This window comes from Lysinibacillus sp. NPDC093210 (genome assembly GCF_044753985.1).
Classification (GTDB): domain Bacteria; phylum Bacillota; class Bacilli; order Bacillales_A; family Planococcaceae; genus Lysinibacillus.
Map to the genome: position 1 here is coordinate 1,063,305 of NZ_JBIVOE010000001.1, position 17,150 is coordinate 1,080,454.

Annotated in this window: 12 protein-coding genes; 5 read left to right on the top strand and 7 right to left on the bottom strand. The window is 36.6% G+C overall.

Annotated elements, in window-relative coordinates; all coding sequences use genetic code 11:
• Positions 1 to 103: 103 nt before the first annotated feature.
• Entirely contained in the window at positions 104 to 1,507 is a 1,404-nt protein-coding gene (gene pepV, locus ACIP9C_RS05275) for a dipeptidase PepV (protein WP_401009098.1), read from the bottom strand.
• A 358-nt stretch (positions 1,508 to 1,865) separates the two neighbouring features.
• Here pepV and ACIP9C_RS05280 point away from each other — a divergent pair, with 358 nt between their 5' ends.
• Both ACIP9C_RS05280 and ACIP9C_RS05285 read left to right on the top strand, forming a co-directional pair.
• On the top strand, positions 1,866 to 2,087 hold the full coding sequence (locus tag ACIP9C_RS05280) for a DeoR family transcriptional regulator (protein WP_025220342.1): 222 nt from the start codon (positions 1,866 to 1,868) through the stop codon (positions 2,085 to 2,087).
• Between the two features lie 140 nt (positions 2,088 to 2,227).
• The gene (locus tag ACIP9C_RS05285) at positions 2,228 to 3,400 is read left to right on the top strand and encodes an MDR family MFS transporter (protein ID WP_401009099.1); all 1,173 of its coding nucleotides are present in this window, start codon (positions 2,228 to 2,230) and stop codon (positions 3,398 to 3,400) included.
• Positions 3,401 to 3,477: 77 nt separating this feature from the next.
• Here ACIP9C_RS05285 and ACIP9C_RS05290 read toward each other — a convergent pair whose 3' ends face one another.
• From ACIP9C_RS05290 to asnB, 4 genes are all read right to left on the bottom strand, one after another.
• Complete coding sequence (locus ACIP9C_RS05290) at positions 3,478 to 4,992, bottom strand: GGDEF domain-containing protein (protein ID WP_401009100.1); 1,515 nt, start codon at positions 4,990 to 4,992, stop codon at positions 3,478 to 3,480.
• A 163-nt stretch (positions 4,993 to 5,155) separates the two neighbouring features.
• Complete coding sequence (locus ACIP9C_RS05295) at positions 5,156 to 5,869, bottom strand: pseudouridine synthase (protein ID WP_401009101.1); 714 nt, start codon at positions 5,867 to 5,869, stop codon at positions 5,156 to 5,158.
• An 8-nt stretch (positions 5,870 to 5,877) separates the two neighbouring features.
• Positions 5,878 to 7,491: a putative polysaccharide biosynthesis protein gene (locus tag ACIP9C_RS05300; RefSeq protein ID WP_401009102.1), complete on the bottom strand. Its 1,614-nt coding sequence runs from the start codon at positions 7,489 to 7,491 to the stop codon at positions 5,878 to 5,880.
• Positions 7,492 to 7,744: 253 nt separating this feature from the next.
• On the bottom strand, positions 7,745 to 9,592 hold the full coding sequence (asnB, locus tag ACIP9C_RS05305) for an asparagine synthase (glutamine-hydrolyzing) (RefSeq protein WP_401009103.1): 1,848 nt from the start codon (positions 9,590 to 9,592) through the stop codon (positions 7,745 to 7,747).
• 195 nt (positions 9,593 to 9,787) lie between these two features.
• On the opposite strand from asnB, the gene ACIP9C_RS05310 reads away from it, so the two are divergent.
• Complete coding sequence (locus ACIP9C_RS05310) at positions 9,788 to 11,038, top strand: BaiN/RdsA family NAD(P)/FAD-dependent oxidoreductase (RefSeq protein ID WP_401009104.1); 1,251 nt, start codon at positions 9,788 to 9,790, stop codon at positions 11,036 to 11,038.
• A 538-nt stretch (positions 11,039 to 11,576) separates the two neighbouring features.
• On the opposite strand, the gene ACIP9C_RS05315 is transcribed toward ACIP9C_RS05310, so the two are convergent.
• Positions 11,577 to 12,269 (bottom strand): AIM24 family protein, encoded by a 693-nt coding sequence (locus tag ACIP9C_RS05315; RefSeq protein WP_401009105.1) that lies wholly within the window; start codon positions 12,267 to 12,269, stop codon positions 11,577 to 11,579.
• A 354-nt stretch (positions 12,270 to 12,623) separates the two neighbouring features.
• Positions 12,624 to 13,895, bottom strand: a complete 1,272-nt coding sequence (locus ACIP9C_RS05320) for an L-lactate MFS transporter (protein ID WP_401009106.1) — start codon at positions 13,893 to 13,895, stop codon at positions 12,624 to 12,626.
• A 965-nt stretch (positions 13,896 to 14,860) separates the two neighbouring features.
• On the opposite strand from ACIP9C_RS05320, the gene ACIP9C_RS05325 reads away from it, so the two are divergent.
• Positions 14,861 to 16,348 (top strand): ATP-binding protein, encoded by a 1,488-nt coding sequence (locus tag ACIP9C_RS05325; protein WP_401009107.1) that lies wholly within the window; start codon positions 14,861 to 14,863, stop codon positions 16,346 to 16,348.
• On the top strand, positions 16,345 to 17,013 hold the full coding sequence (locus ACIP9C_RS05330) for a response regulator (RefSeq protein ID WP_401009108.1): 669 nt from the start codon (positions 16,345 to 16,347) through the stop codon (positions 17,011 to 17,013). The genes ACIP9C_RS05325 and ACIP9C_RS05330 overlap by 4 nt, the downstream gene beginning before the upstream one ends.
• Positions 17,014 to 17,150 lie beyond the last annotated feature (137 nt).

Genomic DNA, 17,150 nt, shown 5'->3' on the forward strand with positions numbered 1-17,150 from the left:
CTAGAAATAGGAAATCAAAGTACTTATTCAGTGAAGAGCGTTGCACGTGACGCTTATCTATCTAAGCGTGCAAGACGTCACTCTCTTGCTGAATTACAATCAATTACTTCCCTGCAAGTTCAACAATTGCTTCTGCGTAAATAGCCGCAGCTTTTACTAAATTTTCAATGACAACGAATTCATCCGCACGATGTGCCACATCGGGCTCACCAGGGAATAACATACCGAATGCCACACCTTTTTTCATAACGCGTGCATACGTACCACCACCTGTAGAAAGGAGCGGTGTTTCGTTATCACCTGTTTGACGGCGGTAAACACCGGATAATGCTTGGATTAATGGGTCATCCTCGCTTACATAATGCGGTTTTGAATCATCTTGAATATCGAGTGAAAATCCTTTATCAGCAGCTAAGCGTTGAGCCTCTGTAATTTTTTCATCAAATGGATACGTTACAGAGTAGCGCATACTAATTACCATACTGCCACCTTGCGCCACATCATATGTTACAATACCCGGATTTAATGTCGTTTTACCAGACATATCATCCTCAAATTGTAATGCTAGGGCGTTTCCATAATGGTCCTGATGGAATACATCTGCGATAAAATCGACAAATTGCTTACTGCCTTCTGTCGTCAACTCTTGCTGTAAAAATGCTGCAAGGTAAACAGCTGCATTGACACCTTTCTCAGGCTCCATTGCGTGAGCTGCTTTTCCTTTGATAGTTATTATATAGTGAGAACCCTCTATTAATAAAGAGCCTTCTAGCTGATTTTTGCTTAAAAATGTTTGAAAATTCTGTTCGAATTGTTCAGATACTAATTGAATTGTCGCTTTTGCGAAATCTGGTACCATATTTGGACGCTTACCAGCATTAAATAGTAGTAGCTGTTCTTTCGTCGCATCCACAGATTTATTTTGAGAGAACACAAGCTCAGCGATGCCCTTTTCGGCATTAATGAGTGGGAAGTCTGCATCTGGTGCAAAACCGAATGTTGGCATTTCCTCATTTTTAAAATAATGGTCGACACAGCGGAAGCCTGTTTCTTCATCCGTACCAATAATCATTCGTACACGTTTGTTTAATTGAATGCCTGCATCTTTCACAAGCTTCATCGCCATCCATGCAGCAATTGTTGGGCCCTTATCGTCAATAGCACCTCTGGCGAATAATTTTCCATCGGCAATAGTGCCACTAAAAGGTGGATAAGTCCAATTCGTTTCATCACCTTCAGGCACAACATCAACATGACATAAAATACCGAGCAATTCTTCACCTTGGCCCATTTCAATATGTCCAGCATAATTATCAATATTTTTTGTTTGTAGCCCTTCAGCTTCACCTTTTGCTAGCAACCATTCCAGCGCCTTTAACGGTCCATCCCCAAACGGCACATTTGCTGTTATCGTTTTTTCATCCAATACACTATTAATTTGCACAAGCTCTTGCAACTCTCTTATTAATTCATCTTGTCTTTCCTTTGCAGCATGTAACCAATCCATACTATGTACCTCCTCCATTTTATAATAAGATTATTCTACTCTTTACTTAGAAAAATACAATCGTCTTTCTAACTATCATTTGCCTATCTTCCCTTTACACTACCACATATAGCATCTTTTACACTAATGTCCACAAAATACAGCTAAATCTTTATGTATATATTGTAAATTTCTATTGCATTCACTAGAAAATTGCTTCGTTTTTCTATATAATAGAGTTATCAGAATTGTTGTTCTGAACATAAAATTAGAAAAGGGGATGTCTAAGGCAGCTACTTAAAAAGCCTCAGTGCACTCCGCACATAGTGTCGTCCGCTAGTCTATGCCAAGTGAATTAAGATGAAGGAGTGGTTCATTTATGAAACCAACTACTGATCGAATGCTTAATCGTATTAAAGACGTGTACATGTTTATTTTAGACAAAGGAACCGTGTCTACACAGGATTTAGTCGAAGAGTTTAGCATCACTCCTCGCACCGTTCAAAGAGATTTGAACGTGTTAGCCTTTAACGATTTGGTGATGAGCCCAAGTCGAGGCAAATGGACAACGACGAGTAAAAAAGTAAAATTGACGTCTTAGTTTTTGCGCACTTTGCGTAAAGCATTTTTGTAAGAAAAAAAGAATGACCTTTCGTCGGGGTCATTCTTTTTTTCTATTTACAGTCTCTTCACAATCCGTTACACTCGAAACATTCTACATGTTGAGAGGAGGATTTTTATATGCCACTATCCAAGATGTTCCACCCACTCGTTTGGATTATATTAGGTGGTACAATATTTACACGTATTGCGAGCTTTATGGCAATGCCTTTTTTAGCTATATATTTACATAACGAAATTGATGCCTCCCCTTTACAGATAGGGCTGACCATTGGTATTGCACCATTAATTTCCACAGTAGGCGGTTTTTTTGGCGGTTATCTAACAGATCGCTTTGGTCGCAAAAGTGTCATTTTACTTACAATACTCGTTTGGAGTATTGTTTTCTTTGGCTTTGCTACAGCACATACGATTTGGTTCTTCGTCGTACTAAATGCGTTGAACGGTTTATGCCGCTCGTTCTTTGAGCCTTCCACACAAGCATTAATGATTGATTTCACTCCGGCAGAAAAACGTAAAAGATTGTTTTCATTGCGCTATACAGCCATTAATATAGCCGCAGTTATAGGACCTCTTATTGGTGTTTATATAGCCCAGTTATCCAGTCCTAGCATTCCGTTTATGCTGACAGGTGTTATGTACATTATTTATGCAATATTTTTATTTTTCGTTTTGAATCGTTATGAAATGAAACAACAAAAAGCTAAAACACAAACTAAAGTGCTTCAAACCTTTACGATTCTATTAACAAACAAAGTATTACTAAGCTTTATATTTGGGGCAATTTTAATAAATATTGGCTACTCCCAATTCGATTCAACACTCCCGCAACTTATAGAGCTTAAAATCGAAGATGGTGCTAAGCTCTATTCTTTACTAATTTCGTTAAATGCGGCGGTTGTTCTTTTACTACAACTACCAATTAGTATTTTTTCAGAGCGTTTTTCATCATCAACCATTCTTCTTATTGGTATCCTGTTCTTTGCGGTTGGTTTAACGTTCTTTGGCTTATCTACTGGCTATCCACTGTTCATTTGTGCAATGGTCATTTTTACGATTGGCGAAATATTTGCTTTCCCAACGATGAATGTCATGATTGATGAAATTGCACCAGATACACAAAAGGCAACATATTTAGGCGCATCCCAGTTTAAAAATTTAGGTGGATTTATTGGTCCTATAATCGGGGGATGGCTTTTAACGCATTATATTGATGCAATGTTTGCTGTAATAGCAGTCCTAGTTTTATGTAGTTCCCTGTTCTATCGATCCAAAACACAAGATGCTTCCTAACAATGCACTTCATTTAAAAAAGCACGAGTCACGTAGGTCGGCAATTTACCCTTCCCTACTTGTCTCGGCTTTTTCAATTAGTTTGCATATTTTTCTTCTGTCGATGCTACTTCATCATAACTGGAGTATTGGTCTTTACCCGCTTTCTTTGACAGATATAATGCTTTATCAGCTCGTTCAAATAAACTTAATTCTGTTTCATTTGGTTTATCACAAATTACACCGCCCATGCTAACAGAAATTGCTGACCATTTAATATTATCGACTTTTTTTAAACTTCGTATTTTCGCCAAAATGGCATTTGCTAACTGCACCATAAGCTCCTCGTTCGTATCATATAAAACAATTGCAAATTCATCGCCGCCAAATCTTACAACAAAGCCATTGTTTTTCACGACTTCATTTAAAATATTGGCTGTTTTAATAAGAATCCTATCGCCTTCAGCATGACCAAATTGATCATTTACTTGCTTAAAGTTATCTAAATCTATTAATAATAAACCTGGCGTATTGGCTTTTCTTTTTCTTAATAACTTATCCATTTTACTTATATATGTAGCACGATTAAATACATTTGTTAGTGGATCATACGTTGCTAATTGTATTGTTTTAGAAAACAATCTATTAATAACCATCAGCATTATAAATGATGTTACTAATGCAATCATCAGAACAAACCAAAACTGCTTCTTATTATTGGCTAGTGCAGTCAGCTTTGTATCGTTACCATATTTCACATACACTACTCGCTTTGTAGATGCACCTCGAACAGCCTCTGCCTCGTATGGTATAAAACGATATGTCTCTATATAACCATCGCCTATCTCTTGTTGATATTCAGTTGGCTTCATCGTTCGAAGAGCTAACTTAAAATACTCCTGAAATTTTTTTGATTGGTTTTTTACAGTTGTCCGACTGGAATCTGTGTCTGAGAAAAAAATACCACCTGCATTAATCGTTCGTAAATCTAGCAAATCATCATATTTTTCAATTAAATAAGAAGAAGTTTTTCCAAAATTGAACGTTTGAAAAACAGGCACTTCACTTAGTTTCAAGCCAAGCTCTAATAAATATTTGTTGTCAGGTGTTGCCAAATAACTAAATTTTCGATACTCACCTGTAGTTGTCGAAACATCAATGCCATCTGTATAAAACTGTCCGCTCTCTCTTCTTTCATCTAGCAAAGCAGAAAAATTTTTACAGCAAAGGGAAAAATTCAGCCCTTTATCTTTTTCAAATGTTGTATAAATAACTGTATTCGTTTTATCCAATATGTATATATCCATACCATGGTTGTTTTTCATTTGCTGTAAATCCCACGTTGCAAGATTAGGATTTTCCTCATAATAAGTAGCTAATGCTTGTAGTTCTTGTTCCATGTTTTCCGAAATATTTTTATCAAAATAAAAGTGTGCATTATCTACAGTTTGCATATCCGTTAGAATATGATTTTCAATTAATGTTCGATTACTAGCTTCTTGGTCTTCAATATTTGCCACAAGTATTTGCCTATTTACATAAGAAATTACAGCAACAAGTATTAATGCAAAGGCAATTAAAGATATTAATAATTTAATTCGTAGTTTTTTCATAAACATGTCCTCTACTCATCTTCACTATCATTTTTTGAACATAAAATTTTTCGGTACGCTTTAATCCCTTATAATATTTTATTGATATATTATATTATACAGTTATTGGGACAAACATGTATAAAAAAATCCTCGATACTAAAATACAGCATCGAGGATTTCTTTAATCTCTATTTTGTAAACCTGCTAATTCTTCAGACGTTAACTCACGATATTCACCTAATGCTAAGCTTTCATCAAGTTGTAAGCTTCCCATAGAAAGGCGTTTTAAGTAGATAACTCGTTTACCAACTGCTTCAAACATACGTTTCACCTGATGAAATTTACCCTCTTGTATCGTCAATTCAATTTCCGATTGCGGTGCAGAATTCAAAATGACAAGCTCACCTGGCTTTGTGACATAGCCATCATCTAACTCCACACCACGAGCAAATATTTCTCCGTCTTCCTGTGTAACGATGCCCTCAATTTTGGCATAGTACACTTTTGGTACATGTTTCTTTGGAGATAATAAATTATGAGCCAATACACCGTCATTCGTCAACAATAACAAGCCTTCTGTATCTTTATCTAAACGCCCAACAGGAAATGGTTGAAAATGCTGGTGTAGGGGATCTAATAAATCAATGACAGTTTCATCTCGTAAATCTTCAGTTGCAGAAATAACACCAGGAGGCTTATTCATCATATAGTACACAAACTCTGTATATACAACACGTTCACCATAGACGACAACATTTTGCTGTTCGGGATCAACATGCATTGCTGCATCCTTCACATATGTGCCATCAACAGAAACTGCCTTTTGTTTTAGGAGTTGCTTAACTTCCTTTCGTGAGCCATAGCCCATATTGGCTAGTAATTTATCTAAACGCATAGTTCCTCCTATTTAAATCCAAATTTACTTGTAATACGCGTCAATCGCTCACCCAGTAATTTTTGTGCTAAGCCTAGACGTAATGATAAATATCCATAAACAGCAATGCCCACCGCCGCACAAATAACAGAGTATACGAGCGCAGAGAATTTGCCATCCACTGGTCCCATCACAAGTTCTAATAGCTTATGGACAATTAATACACTTACCGCCATCGCAGCTGTTAAAAGTGTAATAAGCATTACGCGACGTAATACCATTTCTGATTTATAATTAAGCGTTTTTCTAAGAACTAACATATTAATAATAATTGATACACTGTAGCCAATCGCAGTTGCCAAAATAGCTCCATCAGCCTCTAACCAACGAATGAACGTTATGTTAAGTGCTAGCTTGACTAAAATACCTGATAGTAAGCTGAAGACAATCCACTTTTGAAAGTCGATGCCTTGTAGCAGTGCAGCAGTTACTTGGAACAACGCAAATAAAATCGCAACTGGCGCATAATGAGCTAAAATAGCTGCACCCATTTCACTTTCTGAATACAGCATAAAGTAAATTTCATTTGCTAATAATGAAATACCAACAACAGCGGGTAACGTAATGAAAATTAGTATTTGATACGTTTTATCCATCGCATGACGTAGCGATAAGTACTCACCCTGTGTATAATATTTTGTTATTGTCGGTACTAGTGCCATCGAAAAACCCGTAGCTAGCATAACTGGAATGATTACAACTTTATGTGTTGTAAAGTTGATCATTGATAAATATTCATCTGTAACTTTCGCTAAGCCAATTGAACTCATCGCTCCATTAAACGTTAGCATATCCACTAATTGAAATAATGGATTCGCAACCCCTACAAATACCATAGGAATCGAATATGTTATTACTTCTTTATAAATATTCGACATTGGTAGCTGTGTTGAAGTAACACTTTGACTACGCAATAAATTAAATTCAGGTTGATATTTTTTCCAATAGTAATAGAGCACCATTAAACCACCAATTGCACCGATAAAGGCCGCAAATACAGCAAAAGAAACTGCTGTTTCAGGTTTGCCATTAAACACAACTACTACTAAGAAAGAACCGCCTAATAACACGACAATTCGGACTATTTGCTCCACTAACTGCGAGATTGCTGTTGGTTCCATTTTGTCATAGCCTTGGAAGAAGCCACGCCATAAACTCATAAATGGCACAACAATAAGTGCAAAACTTACCCAGCGAATAACAGAAGCAATTTGTTCAACTGAAAATTTCTGTTCATCACTTTTTATAACGAGCTCACCAATCGGTGTTGCAAGTATAAAAAGAGCAGCAAATGAGGCAATGCCCGTAATCATCATAATGAGTATGCCTGACTTCATCAACTTGCGTCCTGATTGATAATCTCCCATTGCATTATATTTAGAAACAAACTTAGAAACAGCAATGGGTGCACCCGAAATGGCTATTGCTAGCATAATTGAGTAAGGAATATATGCATATTGATACAGCGCGATATTTTCTTGCCCAACAATCGCATAAAAGGGAAAAATATAAATTAATCCAAGCACCTTGGATAAAAACATCCCTAAAGTTAATATCGCTGTACCTTTCATTAAATTGGACATCGTATCCATCCATTCATTAGTAAAATCAAGCTTTTATATGTGATCAAACGTCATCACTTTTGAAACAATAAATAAGTAAACCAACTGTTATCTTAACATATTTAAAAGAAAACAGATGCATAATTACGCTGAAAAATTTTCGAACCAACATCCCAAACTTCAATAGATTAATTTGATGTCAAATAATTAGCACATTCCGAAAAAAATAGCGGTTCAAAAAATCAGATAGATTCTTTGAACTGCTACTTCTATGTTACATATCAACAAAGAATTGTTTATACCATACTAAGAACACATATGCTGTCCAAATATAGCGACCACGATTTGCTTTGCCCTCATAATGTTCATCTAAATAACCAACTAATTGTTTCGTATCAAAAAACTCATTGGCAAAGTCTGTTGTAAACATGTCCTTCACCATAGTGTAATACTTTTCTTCACGCAACCAGTGACGAATTGGTACTGGGAATCCAAGCTTTGGACGCTTTGCCCATTCTTCTGGTAACTCTTGATGCGCTGCTTGACGAAGCACATATTTCGTATCGATATCATTTACTCGATATTTTGATGGTATATCTTTTGCTAGTTCCATTACTTCTTTGTCTAAAAACGGTACACGCAATTCAATAGAATGCGCCATACTCATTTTATCCGCCTTTAATAAAATATCTCCAGGCATCCACAAATTCAAGTCTAAATACTGCATTTTTGTGATATCATCATCACCTGGTACTTCATCATAAATACGTTTTGTAATCGTTTTGACAGAAGGACCGTTTTTGTAGTCAGGTTTAAGGACATTTAATGCATCTTCCTCATCCCAAACAACCGCTTCCCCAATAAATCGTTCTTCTACTGTTTGACCGCCTTTTACAAGGAAATGCGTGTATTGGTTTTTAGGTAACGCTTCTGCAACACCACGTAATGCTTTTCGAATACCGAATGGCACTTTCTCGTATTTTTGCATTCTACCAGAGTTTTGGTACCAAGAATAGCCACCAAAGATTTCATCCGCACCTTCGCCTGAAAGGACTACTGTTACATCCTTCGCCGCTAGCTCTGATAGGAAGTAAAGCGGTACAGAAGATGGGTTTGATTGTGGCTCATCCATATGCCACTGAATTTTTGGTAATGCTTCAAAACATTCATCCGCCGAAATATATTTACGCTCGTTTTGAATGTTTAATGTATCCGATAAATCTTTTGCTAAGTTTGTTTCATTGAACATATCTTCATAGTCAGAGAAACCGACAGAGAATGATTTATCAGGGCGTAATAAAGATGTAATATAACTTGAGTCAATACCGCCAGATAAGAAAGAACCAACCTTTACATCACTAATTTGGTGGGCGTCTACAGATTCTTTCACTGTTGAACGAATATCTTCCACATATTTTTCTATTGGCGCTTCTTTAGCATGGAATTTTTTATCCCAATATTGCACAATTTGTTTTTGTCCATTTTGAATGACCATATAGTGCGCTGGTGGTAATTTGTACACACCTTTAAAGAATGTTTCGTCCATTGAAGAATACTGGAATGTTAAATAAGGACGTAATGCATTTTTGTTTAATTCTTTAATAAAAGCTGGATGTGGCATGAAAGATTTGATTTCTGAACCAAAAATAAATGTTCCATCCGTTGTGTTTTCCGTATAGTACAACGGTTTAATGCCGAAGCCATCACGTGCGATAAATTGTAAATCTTTCTTTTTATCCCATATACAGAATGCGAACATCCCGCGAAGCTGTTTGACGAATTCTACACCGTACTGGATATAGCCGAAAATTAATACTTCACTATCTGATTTAGTTTTAAACGTATGACCCTTTGCTTGTAGGTCTTCACGTAACTCTTGGAAATTATATATCTCCCCATTGAAAACAAGCACGATGTCGCCATCTGGGCTATAAAGAGGTTGATTTGCCACGTCTGATAAGTCAATAATACTTAAACGACGGAAACCTAACGTTACTTTATCGTCACTATGAATACCACCACTGTCCGGTCCACGGTGAATAATCGTATTCATCATATTTTCAATTGTTTGGTGATGATCAATCACATTTGTTCCATTAATATAGCCAATAAATCCGCACATCTATTTTTTCACCTCATAATTTAGTGCATAACCTCTACCATCATAGCATGAAACGTTCATTTCATGCTGTCATTATAGATAAAAAATTATAATGTACTTTATTATAATTTTCAATGTAAAGTAGCCGCCCTCTATATAGACTTCATGTATAATAGGAAAAGTTCCTAAAAATGAAAAGAAAGTGAGTTCACATATATGTATGATGTAATCGTTATTGGTGGTGGCCCTTCTGGATTAATGGCTGCTATTGCTGCTGGAGAACGAAAAAAGAAAGTTTTACTACTAGAAAAAGGGACAAAGCTTGGTAAAAAGCTAGCAATCTCTGGAGGTGGTCGTTGTAACGTAACCAACAGACTACCTGTTGAAGAAATTGTTAAACACATTCCTGGCAACGGTCGTTTTTTATATAGTCCATTTACTGTTTATAGCAATGAAGACATTATTGCCTTTTTTGAGGGACTAGGTGTTGCATTAAAAGAAGAAGATCATGGCCGTATGTTCCCTGTTTCAAACCGTGCGCAAGATGTCGTCGATGCACTTATTCGTCAATTACAGCGACTACATGTTGAAGTTCGCTTAAATACACCTGTTAACAAGTTACTAATGGATGAAGAAAAAATTCTTGGTGTGCGCTTAGCAGATGGTACAGAAGTACGTTGCGAGGCCGTTGTTGTTGCAGTGGGAGGAAAGGCAGTCCCTCAAACAGGTTCTACAGGTGACGGCTATCCTTGGGCTGAGAGAGCTGGCCACAATGTAACAACACTATTTCCAACAGAAGTACCCATTTTATCGAAGGAAGAATTTATCCAAACAAGAGAGCTCCAAGGACTAGCATTACGAGATGTTGCGGTTTCAGTTCTCAATAAAAAGGGCAAGCCACTTGTAACACATCAAATGGACATGCTCTTTACGCATTTCGGATTAAGCGGCCCTGCCGTTTTACGCTGTAGTCAATTTGTTGTTAAAGAGTTGATGAAAACCGGTTACGAGCCTGTCACAATGCGAATTCAAACACTTGTGGACTTCAATGAAGAAACTTGTTTGCAATATTTAAATAAGCTTATTAAAGAAGAACCAAAAAAAGCTGTGAAAAACGTTTGGAGAGGGGTCGCACCAGAACGCTGGCTATTATTCTTATGTGACCGTGCAAACGTTGATGTTCAAATGACTGGCACTGAATTATCTCAAGAAAAAATCCGCGCTCTAGCACATCTACTAGTTAATTTCACGCTGACTGTTAGTGGTACGCAATCTCTCGACAAAGCATTTGTTACAGGTGGTGGCGTATCTGTAAAAGAAATCGAACCGAAAACGATGGCGTCCAAGAAAAAGTCAGGTTTATTTTTCTGTGGTGAAATTTTAGATATTCATGGCTATACAGGCGGCTACAATATTACGTCTGCGCTCGTTACGGGACGAATTGCAGGAATGAATGCCGCATTATAATGTTTCGATTCAATTTGGCAACGACTAAGGGGCCGTGACAAAACTTAAAAATACTTTAGAAAAAAGCTTTAGTTAATGTAGCGTAGGCGGTGACTCCTTCGGGAACAGCGCGCAAAGTAAGACGCAACAAGCCGCGCGTTAGCGAGGGTTGCGGCTTACATGTGTGCCCGCGGAAAGCACCGCCTTAGCGGACATCAACGGCATAGCAAAAAAAGTGTTAGATTGACGGCATTTTCCCGCTATGCAAAATAGATGAAGCCTTACCCTTACTTTCGCAATAAAAAATTCCAATAATTAACTAATTGATGGTAGCGGAGACGGTGACTCCTGCGGGAACAGCGCGCAACGTAAGACGCAACAAGCCGCGCGTTAGCGAGGGTTGCGGCTTACATGTGTGCCCGCGGAAAGCACCGCCGTAGCGGACATCAACGGCATAGCAAAAAAAGTGTTAGATTGACGGCAGTCAATCTAGCACTTTTTCACTTTTGTCTCTGCTTCTTTGCAACATTTGAAATACTGTTATACCGTAGCGCTTCTTTTAACTTTCGCTAGACAAATAGACCTCTTCATAAGGTTGAATAATGACAAACCCTTCGCCAGAGAAAGCCATTTGAATCGATTCACCACTTCCGCGTCCAATAAATGTACGGAAGCTAATATCTGTTTTAAATTCAGGTGTTAAATTGCCTGACCACGCTACTGTAGCATGTGGATCTGTATAAACCGTCTCACCAGGCTTCACTAATAAAGTTAATGGCTCAAAATGAGTTGTAATAGCTACCTTACCTCTTCCTTGTAAAGTTACATTAAACAATCCACCAGACATAATTCCAGCCATTTTACGCATTAAATGAATGTCCCAATTGATAGTTGGTTCAAATGCCAGTAAGTCATTACCGTTTACACAAATGCTTTCGTCTTTCAAATCAAAAATAGTCACTTTTTTCCCTTGATCAGCTAAATAGAGACGTCCCTTCCCTTTTGCTTTCATAAGTTGCGTTCCTTCGCCTGTCAGTGCTTTTTTAAACATTTTTGAAAGACCATGCTCTAAAACACGTTCCCGTTCAAACTTAATATCGCCTATGTATGAAATCATAGCCCCCATTTTCGACCAGACCTCACCATCTAAGTTAACCTCTAGTACACGTTCCGTTTCTAACTCAAAATATTCGTTTACATGATCATTTTGTTGTGTCGTGTTTACGAAGTCGTTCAATGAATACTTCCCCATGTACATCTCCTCCTCTTTATTACCTTATATACGTTGTATGTCACGAAAAGATTCACTAACTCTTGTCACTTACAACAGACGAACTGAACGAACACATTGATTTACTATAATTTTGATTATTTTCACAGTAATGTACTGTCATCAATAAAAGAATATCGTTGCAAAAATTCTCTTTTAGTACCAAAATCACTTTATTTACCATAATATTGTTGACATCAACAAACAGCTGTTATATGTTAGACGAAGATTAATCGAGTGTTGTATAACAATCAATACAAATAAAAACCGCATCAGTGTCATATGCGAAATGACACTAATACGGCTATACCTTCAAGTGCGAATTGAAAGTGAAAATTATCGTGTAGCGGAGACGTCTCCAACTTTTTGTGATGCTGCTTTTAACGCTGTTTGTTTACGTACATCAGCACGTAACGTTATTGAAATAATGAATGAAATGGCAATCAATCCTGCAAATATATAAAAGACAGGAATGTAACTGTCATAAGCATTTCTAATAGTACTCACTAGAAGTGGACCAAATACACCACCTAATGACCAAGTTGTCAGTAAATAACCATGGATGACACCAAGTTGCTTAGTACCAAATAGATCACTTGCAAATGCAGGTAGGTTTGAGAATCCACCACCATAACAACTAACTACTAAGAAAATAAGTGCTTGGAAAATAATAACGTTTGTCGTATGTGGTAATACGATAAATGTAATAAGTTGTGCTGTAAAGAAAATAACAAAGACGTTTGGACGACCAATATAATCAGACACAGCAGCCCAAATTAATCGGCCACCACCATTGAATAACCCCATTACTCCTACCATCGCTGCGGCACCCGCAACTGACAAGCCTACAATTTCCTGCGCCATTGGAGATGCTACAGAAATCATCATAATACCCGCTGTTACATTTACTAAATGCATTGACCATAACATCCAGAAATGCTTTGTTTTCACAGCTTCACGAGCTGACATAACAGCTAAGTCTGTTTTCCCTACTTTCTTGCCATTTTCTGCAGCCGCTTTCATATTCGCAGGCATATAACCTGGTTTTGGCGGTGCTATATAAGAAGCCCCTAAAATCATTAACGTGAAGTAACTTGCCCCTAAAATAAAGTAAGTTGTAGAAATTCCGACTGCTTCCATTAAGTTCGCTGCTACCGGTGCAGTAATAAGTGCACCCGAACCAAACCCTAATACAGCCATACCTGTTGCTAAACCACGGCGATCTGGGAACCATTTAACTAATGTTGATACAGGTGCGATATAACCGATCCCCATACCTAATCCACTTAGTAAGCCGTAAGTTAGCCAGTACAATGTTACAGAATCCATAGAAATCGCAACACCTGCTCCTGCTTGTCCTGCTCCAAACAGCACAGCAGCTACCATAGCAGACTTACGTGGACCCATTTTTTCTACTAAACTACCAAATAGCGCTGCTGAAAAACCTGCAAGCCCCATCATAATTGTAAAGGCAATCGTAACCTTTGTTTCACTCCATCCCATTTCTGTGACAATCGGCAGCTTGTATACACTGTATGCATAAGCTCCACCAATTGAAAGGTGAATAGCGATTGCAGATAATGCAATTAACCATCTATTTTTATTCATAAATTCTCATTTCTCCCCTCTTTTGCTACCTGTGAAAATTCTATGAACGTCCATGTAAAACAATTTACCACTTATAATTATTCAAATGCAAGATGTTTTTCTAAAAAATATTATTTCTCTAAAAAGTTTTTTATCTCTCACTATATTTTAACAACTCAAAAATTCCTACAGCCCCTAAGGAAAAATACGTTTATTGGACAATAACACCAACATTTTTTAGCTATTATTACTTTTCTACTGTACTTTATTAGTTTAAATAAATTATCTCAAAATAATTAAACATGTGCATAATTTCACATATAAAATAATACTTCTCTCTATAAGACCGCTAGATAAAAAATAGAAATTAGTTCGTTGTAGAAAAATAGCAATAATCGACATACAGAAATATTAAGAACAAAAGAGAATTTTAAAACGATAACAAAGCAAATTTTCTTTGCGCAAAAGATTTGAAGTATCTATAAGATAAGTAAGTTAATCCATTATATTATTTAAATGTAAATTATTTCTTAAAATTATTTTGTATAACGGCATTCTAAAGATAAATAGCCAATTATTTTTTATTATTCAAATATAAATTTTTATTTTTAATAAAAATAAATTTCTATAGCATTTCCTATTTATTTCCTAATATTAATGTGATATTAAAAATCAAATTGTTATAGTACACAATTAAAACAGATACTTTATGACTGTTATTGTATTACAACAAGCTATTCTTTTATGGTACTTTATTATAGAATGATAGTCCTAGTTCATTGCTAGTAAAATGGGTTTTGCTTATCTCCATTAAAATAGGATTTTTCTACATTTTGAAATATTACAAGATAGAGGTGATGAATTGATAAAAGGCTGCTAATCCAGCATTCCTTTTCATTGTTATGAAAAACATATCATTACGACTCAAAATGTTTATATTTTCGTTCATTATCGTTATTTTTTCTATCACTACAAGTGGGGCAATTATGATTCATAATTTAGCCGGCGCTTTAGAAAAGGAATTTGGAGCCCGTGCAATAGCAATAGCAAGAACTGTTTCTCAGCTTACTGAAGTACAAAAAAACGTAGGTACCAAAGAGGGATTTGAAATTATTCAGCCGATTGCTGAACGCATTCGATTAACAACAGATGTTGATTATATTGTCATCATCGATATGAAACGCATTCGTTATTCACATCCTTCTGAAAGTAAGCTTGGTACCGTTTTTGAGGGCGGCGACGAAATTGAAGCTTTTTCACAGCATGAATACATATCTAAGGCACGTGGTGTACTTGGTTATTCCATACGAGCATTCGTACCAATTATGAACGAGGAAGGCTCAAAGCAAGTCGGTGTTATTACCGTTGGGCTACTAGCACCAAAATGGTATGACCTTCTAGACGAATATCAATTTGATATATTAGTTTCCCTTTTTGGTGGGCTAGCAATAGGGTTAGGTGGATCTGTTTGGGTTGCTAACCATTTAAAACGTCAAACCTTTAACTTAGAACCTTACGAAATCGCTCGTTTAGTGGAAGAACGTTCAGGTATTATTCAAGCGATGGATATAGGTATTTTAGCTACAGACGAAAGTGGAACCGTAACATTCATTAACCGATTGGCCCGTCAGTATACGCATTACTTTGGACATAAAGTTTCTAGAAAAACTTTGTTTAAAGACACATGGCTTGCTGAAGACACCATTCAACAGCATGAGGTCTATCGACCACTTTTAATGTACGAGCAAATGTATTTAGTTCGGACATTTCCCATTCGTATTATGGAACAAAATGCTGGTTATCTTATTATGTTAACTGACAGAAAAGAGGCAAATATGCTTGCTGAAGAATTAACAGGTATTAAAATGCTCGTTGATTCCTTGCGAGCACAACAACACGAATACATGAACCGTCTCCATAGTATTGCTGGACTTATACAATTGGAGCGCAATGACGATGCTTTAAGCCTCATTATCGATGAAATAACGGATGAAGAAGAACTAATTCAAAGCTTGCATGATAAATTTCAAGATTATTCAATTCAAGGTTTATTACTCGGCAAATACTCACGGGCTAAGGAACTTGGTGTTGAACTCACAATTGATGAAGAATCTAATCTCGTTGATTTTATGAGTGGCTTATCGAGTGGCGATATTATTACAATCATTGGCAACTTATTGGACAATGCAATGGAAGCTTGCTTTGAATGTGAACACAAGGATGTTCACTTAACAATCATTGGTGATAAGCATTATTTAATTATAGAAGTACAAGACAGTGGTAAAGGTATTGAAGGTATACCCCAACGAATTTTTGATTACGGATTTAGTACGAAGCAAAAAGAAGGACATGGCATTGGACTTGCACTTGTCAAACAAATTGTTGAATCCAATAATGGCACGATTCAAGTAGAATCCACTGTACATATTGGCACAACAATTACAATTAATATAGGGGTGACAGAAGAACAATGAGCAAAATCACAGTTTTTATCGTAGAAGATGATCCAATGGTGCTTGAGGTAAACAAAGGCTTTTTGAATAAAATGAGCGGCTTTCAACTCATGGGAGAAGCAGTCAATGGACGTGATGCATATGAAAAAATCATTATTCAGAAACCAAACCTTATTTTACTTGATATGTTCTTACCAGATATGACAGGAATGGAATTGTTTTTAAAAATTCGAGCACAACGTATTCCATCAGATATTATTATGATTACAGCGGCTCGAGATGCACCCACTGTACAAGAGTCCCTTCGACTTGGTGCAATAGATTACCTTATAAAGCCATTTCGTTTTGATCGCTTTGAAAGGGCTTTGCTACAATATAAAAACTCTACAAAAAATTTACTAAGTACAAATACTATTAACCAAGAAGATATCGATCAATGGTTAGGTATTCAGCATGAAATATTAGAACTTCCAAAAGGCTTGAATAACATTACAATGGAGCAAATTTTAGGTTACTTAAAGACACATCAAGTACCGATTACTTCTGAACAGCTTGCACAAAATGTCGGAATGGCAAGAGTAACTGTACGAAAGTATTTAGATTTTTTAGCTACAAAAGGTACTGTGCATATTGAATTAAAATACGGAACTGTAGGACGACCAACTAAATACTATTCTATTAAATAATAATAAATTGGAATATTATCGCTCTAATAGCCTAATACCAAGAATCTGCTCACTTTTCATGGGAAAGCAACAGGCATCTGTAAACACTTTACCTACCACACCTTGCCGCTTTCATTTCCAATAGAAGACAAGCAGAT

Bases quoted from the DNA above. Each gene is read 5' to 3' on its own strand.
- pepV (WP_401009098.1), bottom strand. From the start codon at position 1,507: ATGGATTGGTTACATGCTGCAAAGGAAAGACAAGATGAATTAATAAGA.
- ACIP9C_RS05280 (WP_025220342.1), top strand. From the start codon at position 1,866: ATGAAACCAACTACTGATCGAATGCTTAATCGTATTAAAGACGTGTAC.
- ACIP9C_RS05285 (WP_401009099.1), top strand. From the start codon at position 2,228: ATGCCACTATCCAAGATGTTCCACCCACTCGTTTGGATTATATTAGGT.
- ACIP9C_RS05290 (WP_401009100.1), bottom strand. From the start codon at position 4,992: ATGAAAAAACTACGAATTAAATTATTAATATCTTTAATTGCCTTTGCA.
- ACIP9C_RS05295 (WP_401009101.1), bottom strand. From the start codon at position 5,869: ATGCGTTTAGATAAATTACTAGCCAATATGGGCTATGGCTCACGAAAG.
- ACIP9C_RS05300 (WP_401009102.1), bottom strand. From the start codon at position 7,491: ATGTCCAATTTAATGAAAGGTACAGCGATATTAACTTTAGGGATGTTT.
- asnB (WP_401009103.1), bottom strand. From the start codon at position 9,592: ATGTGCGGATTTATTGGCTATATTAATGGAACAAATGTGATTGATCAT.
- ACIP9C_RS05310 (WP_401009104.1), top strand. From the start codon at position 9,788: ATGTATGATGTAATCGTTATTGGTGGTGGCCCTTCTGGATTAATGGCT.
- ACIP9C_RS05315 (WP_401009105.1), bottom strand. From the start codon at position 12,269: ATGGGGAAGTATTCATTGAACGACTTCGTAAACACGACACAACAAAAT.
- ACIP9C_RS05320 (WP_401009106.1), bottom strand. From the start codon at position 13,895: ATGAATAAAAATAGATGGTTAATTGCATTATCTGCAATCGCTATTCAC.
- ACIP9C_RS05325 (WP_401009107.1), top strand. From the start codon at position 14,861: ATGATTCATAATTTAGCCGGCGCTTTAGAAAAGGAATTTGGAGCCCGT.
- ACIP9C_RS05330 (WP_401009108.1), top strand. From the start codon at position 16,345: ATGAGCAAAATCACAGTTTTTATCGTAGAAGATGATCCAATGGTGCTT.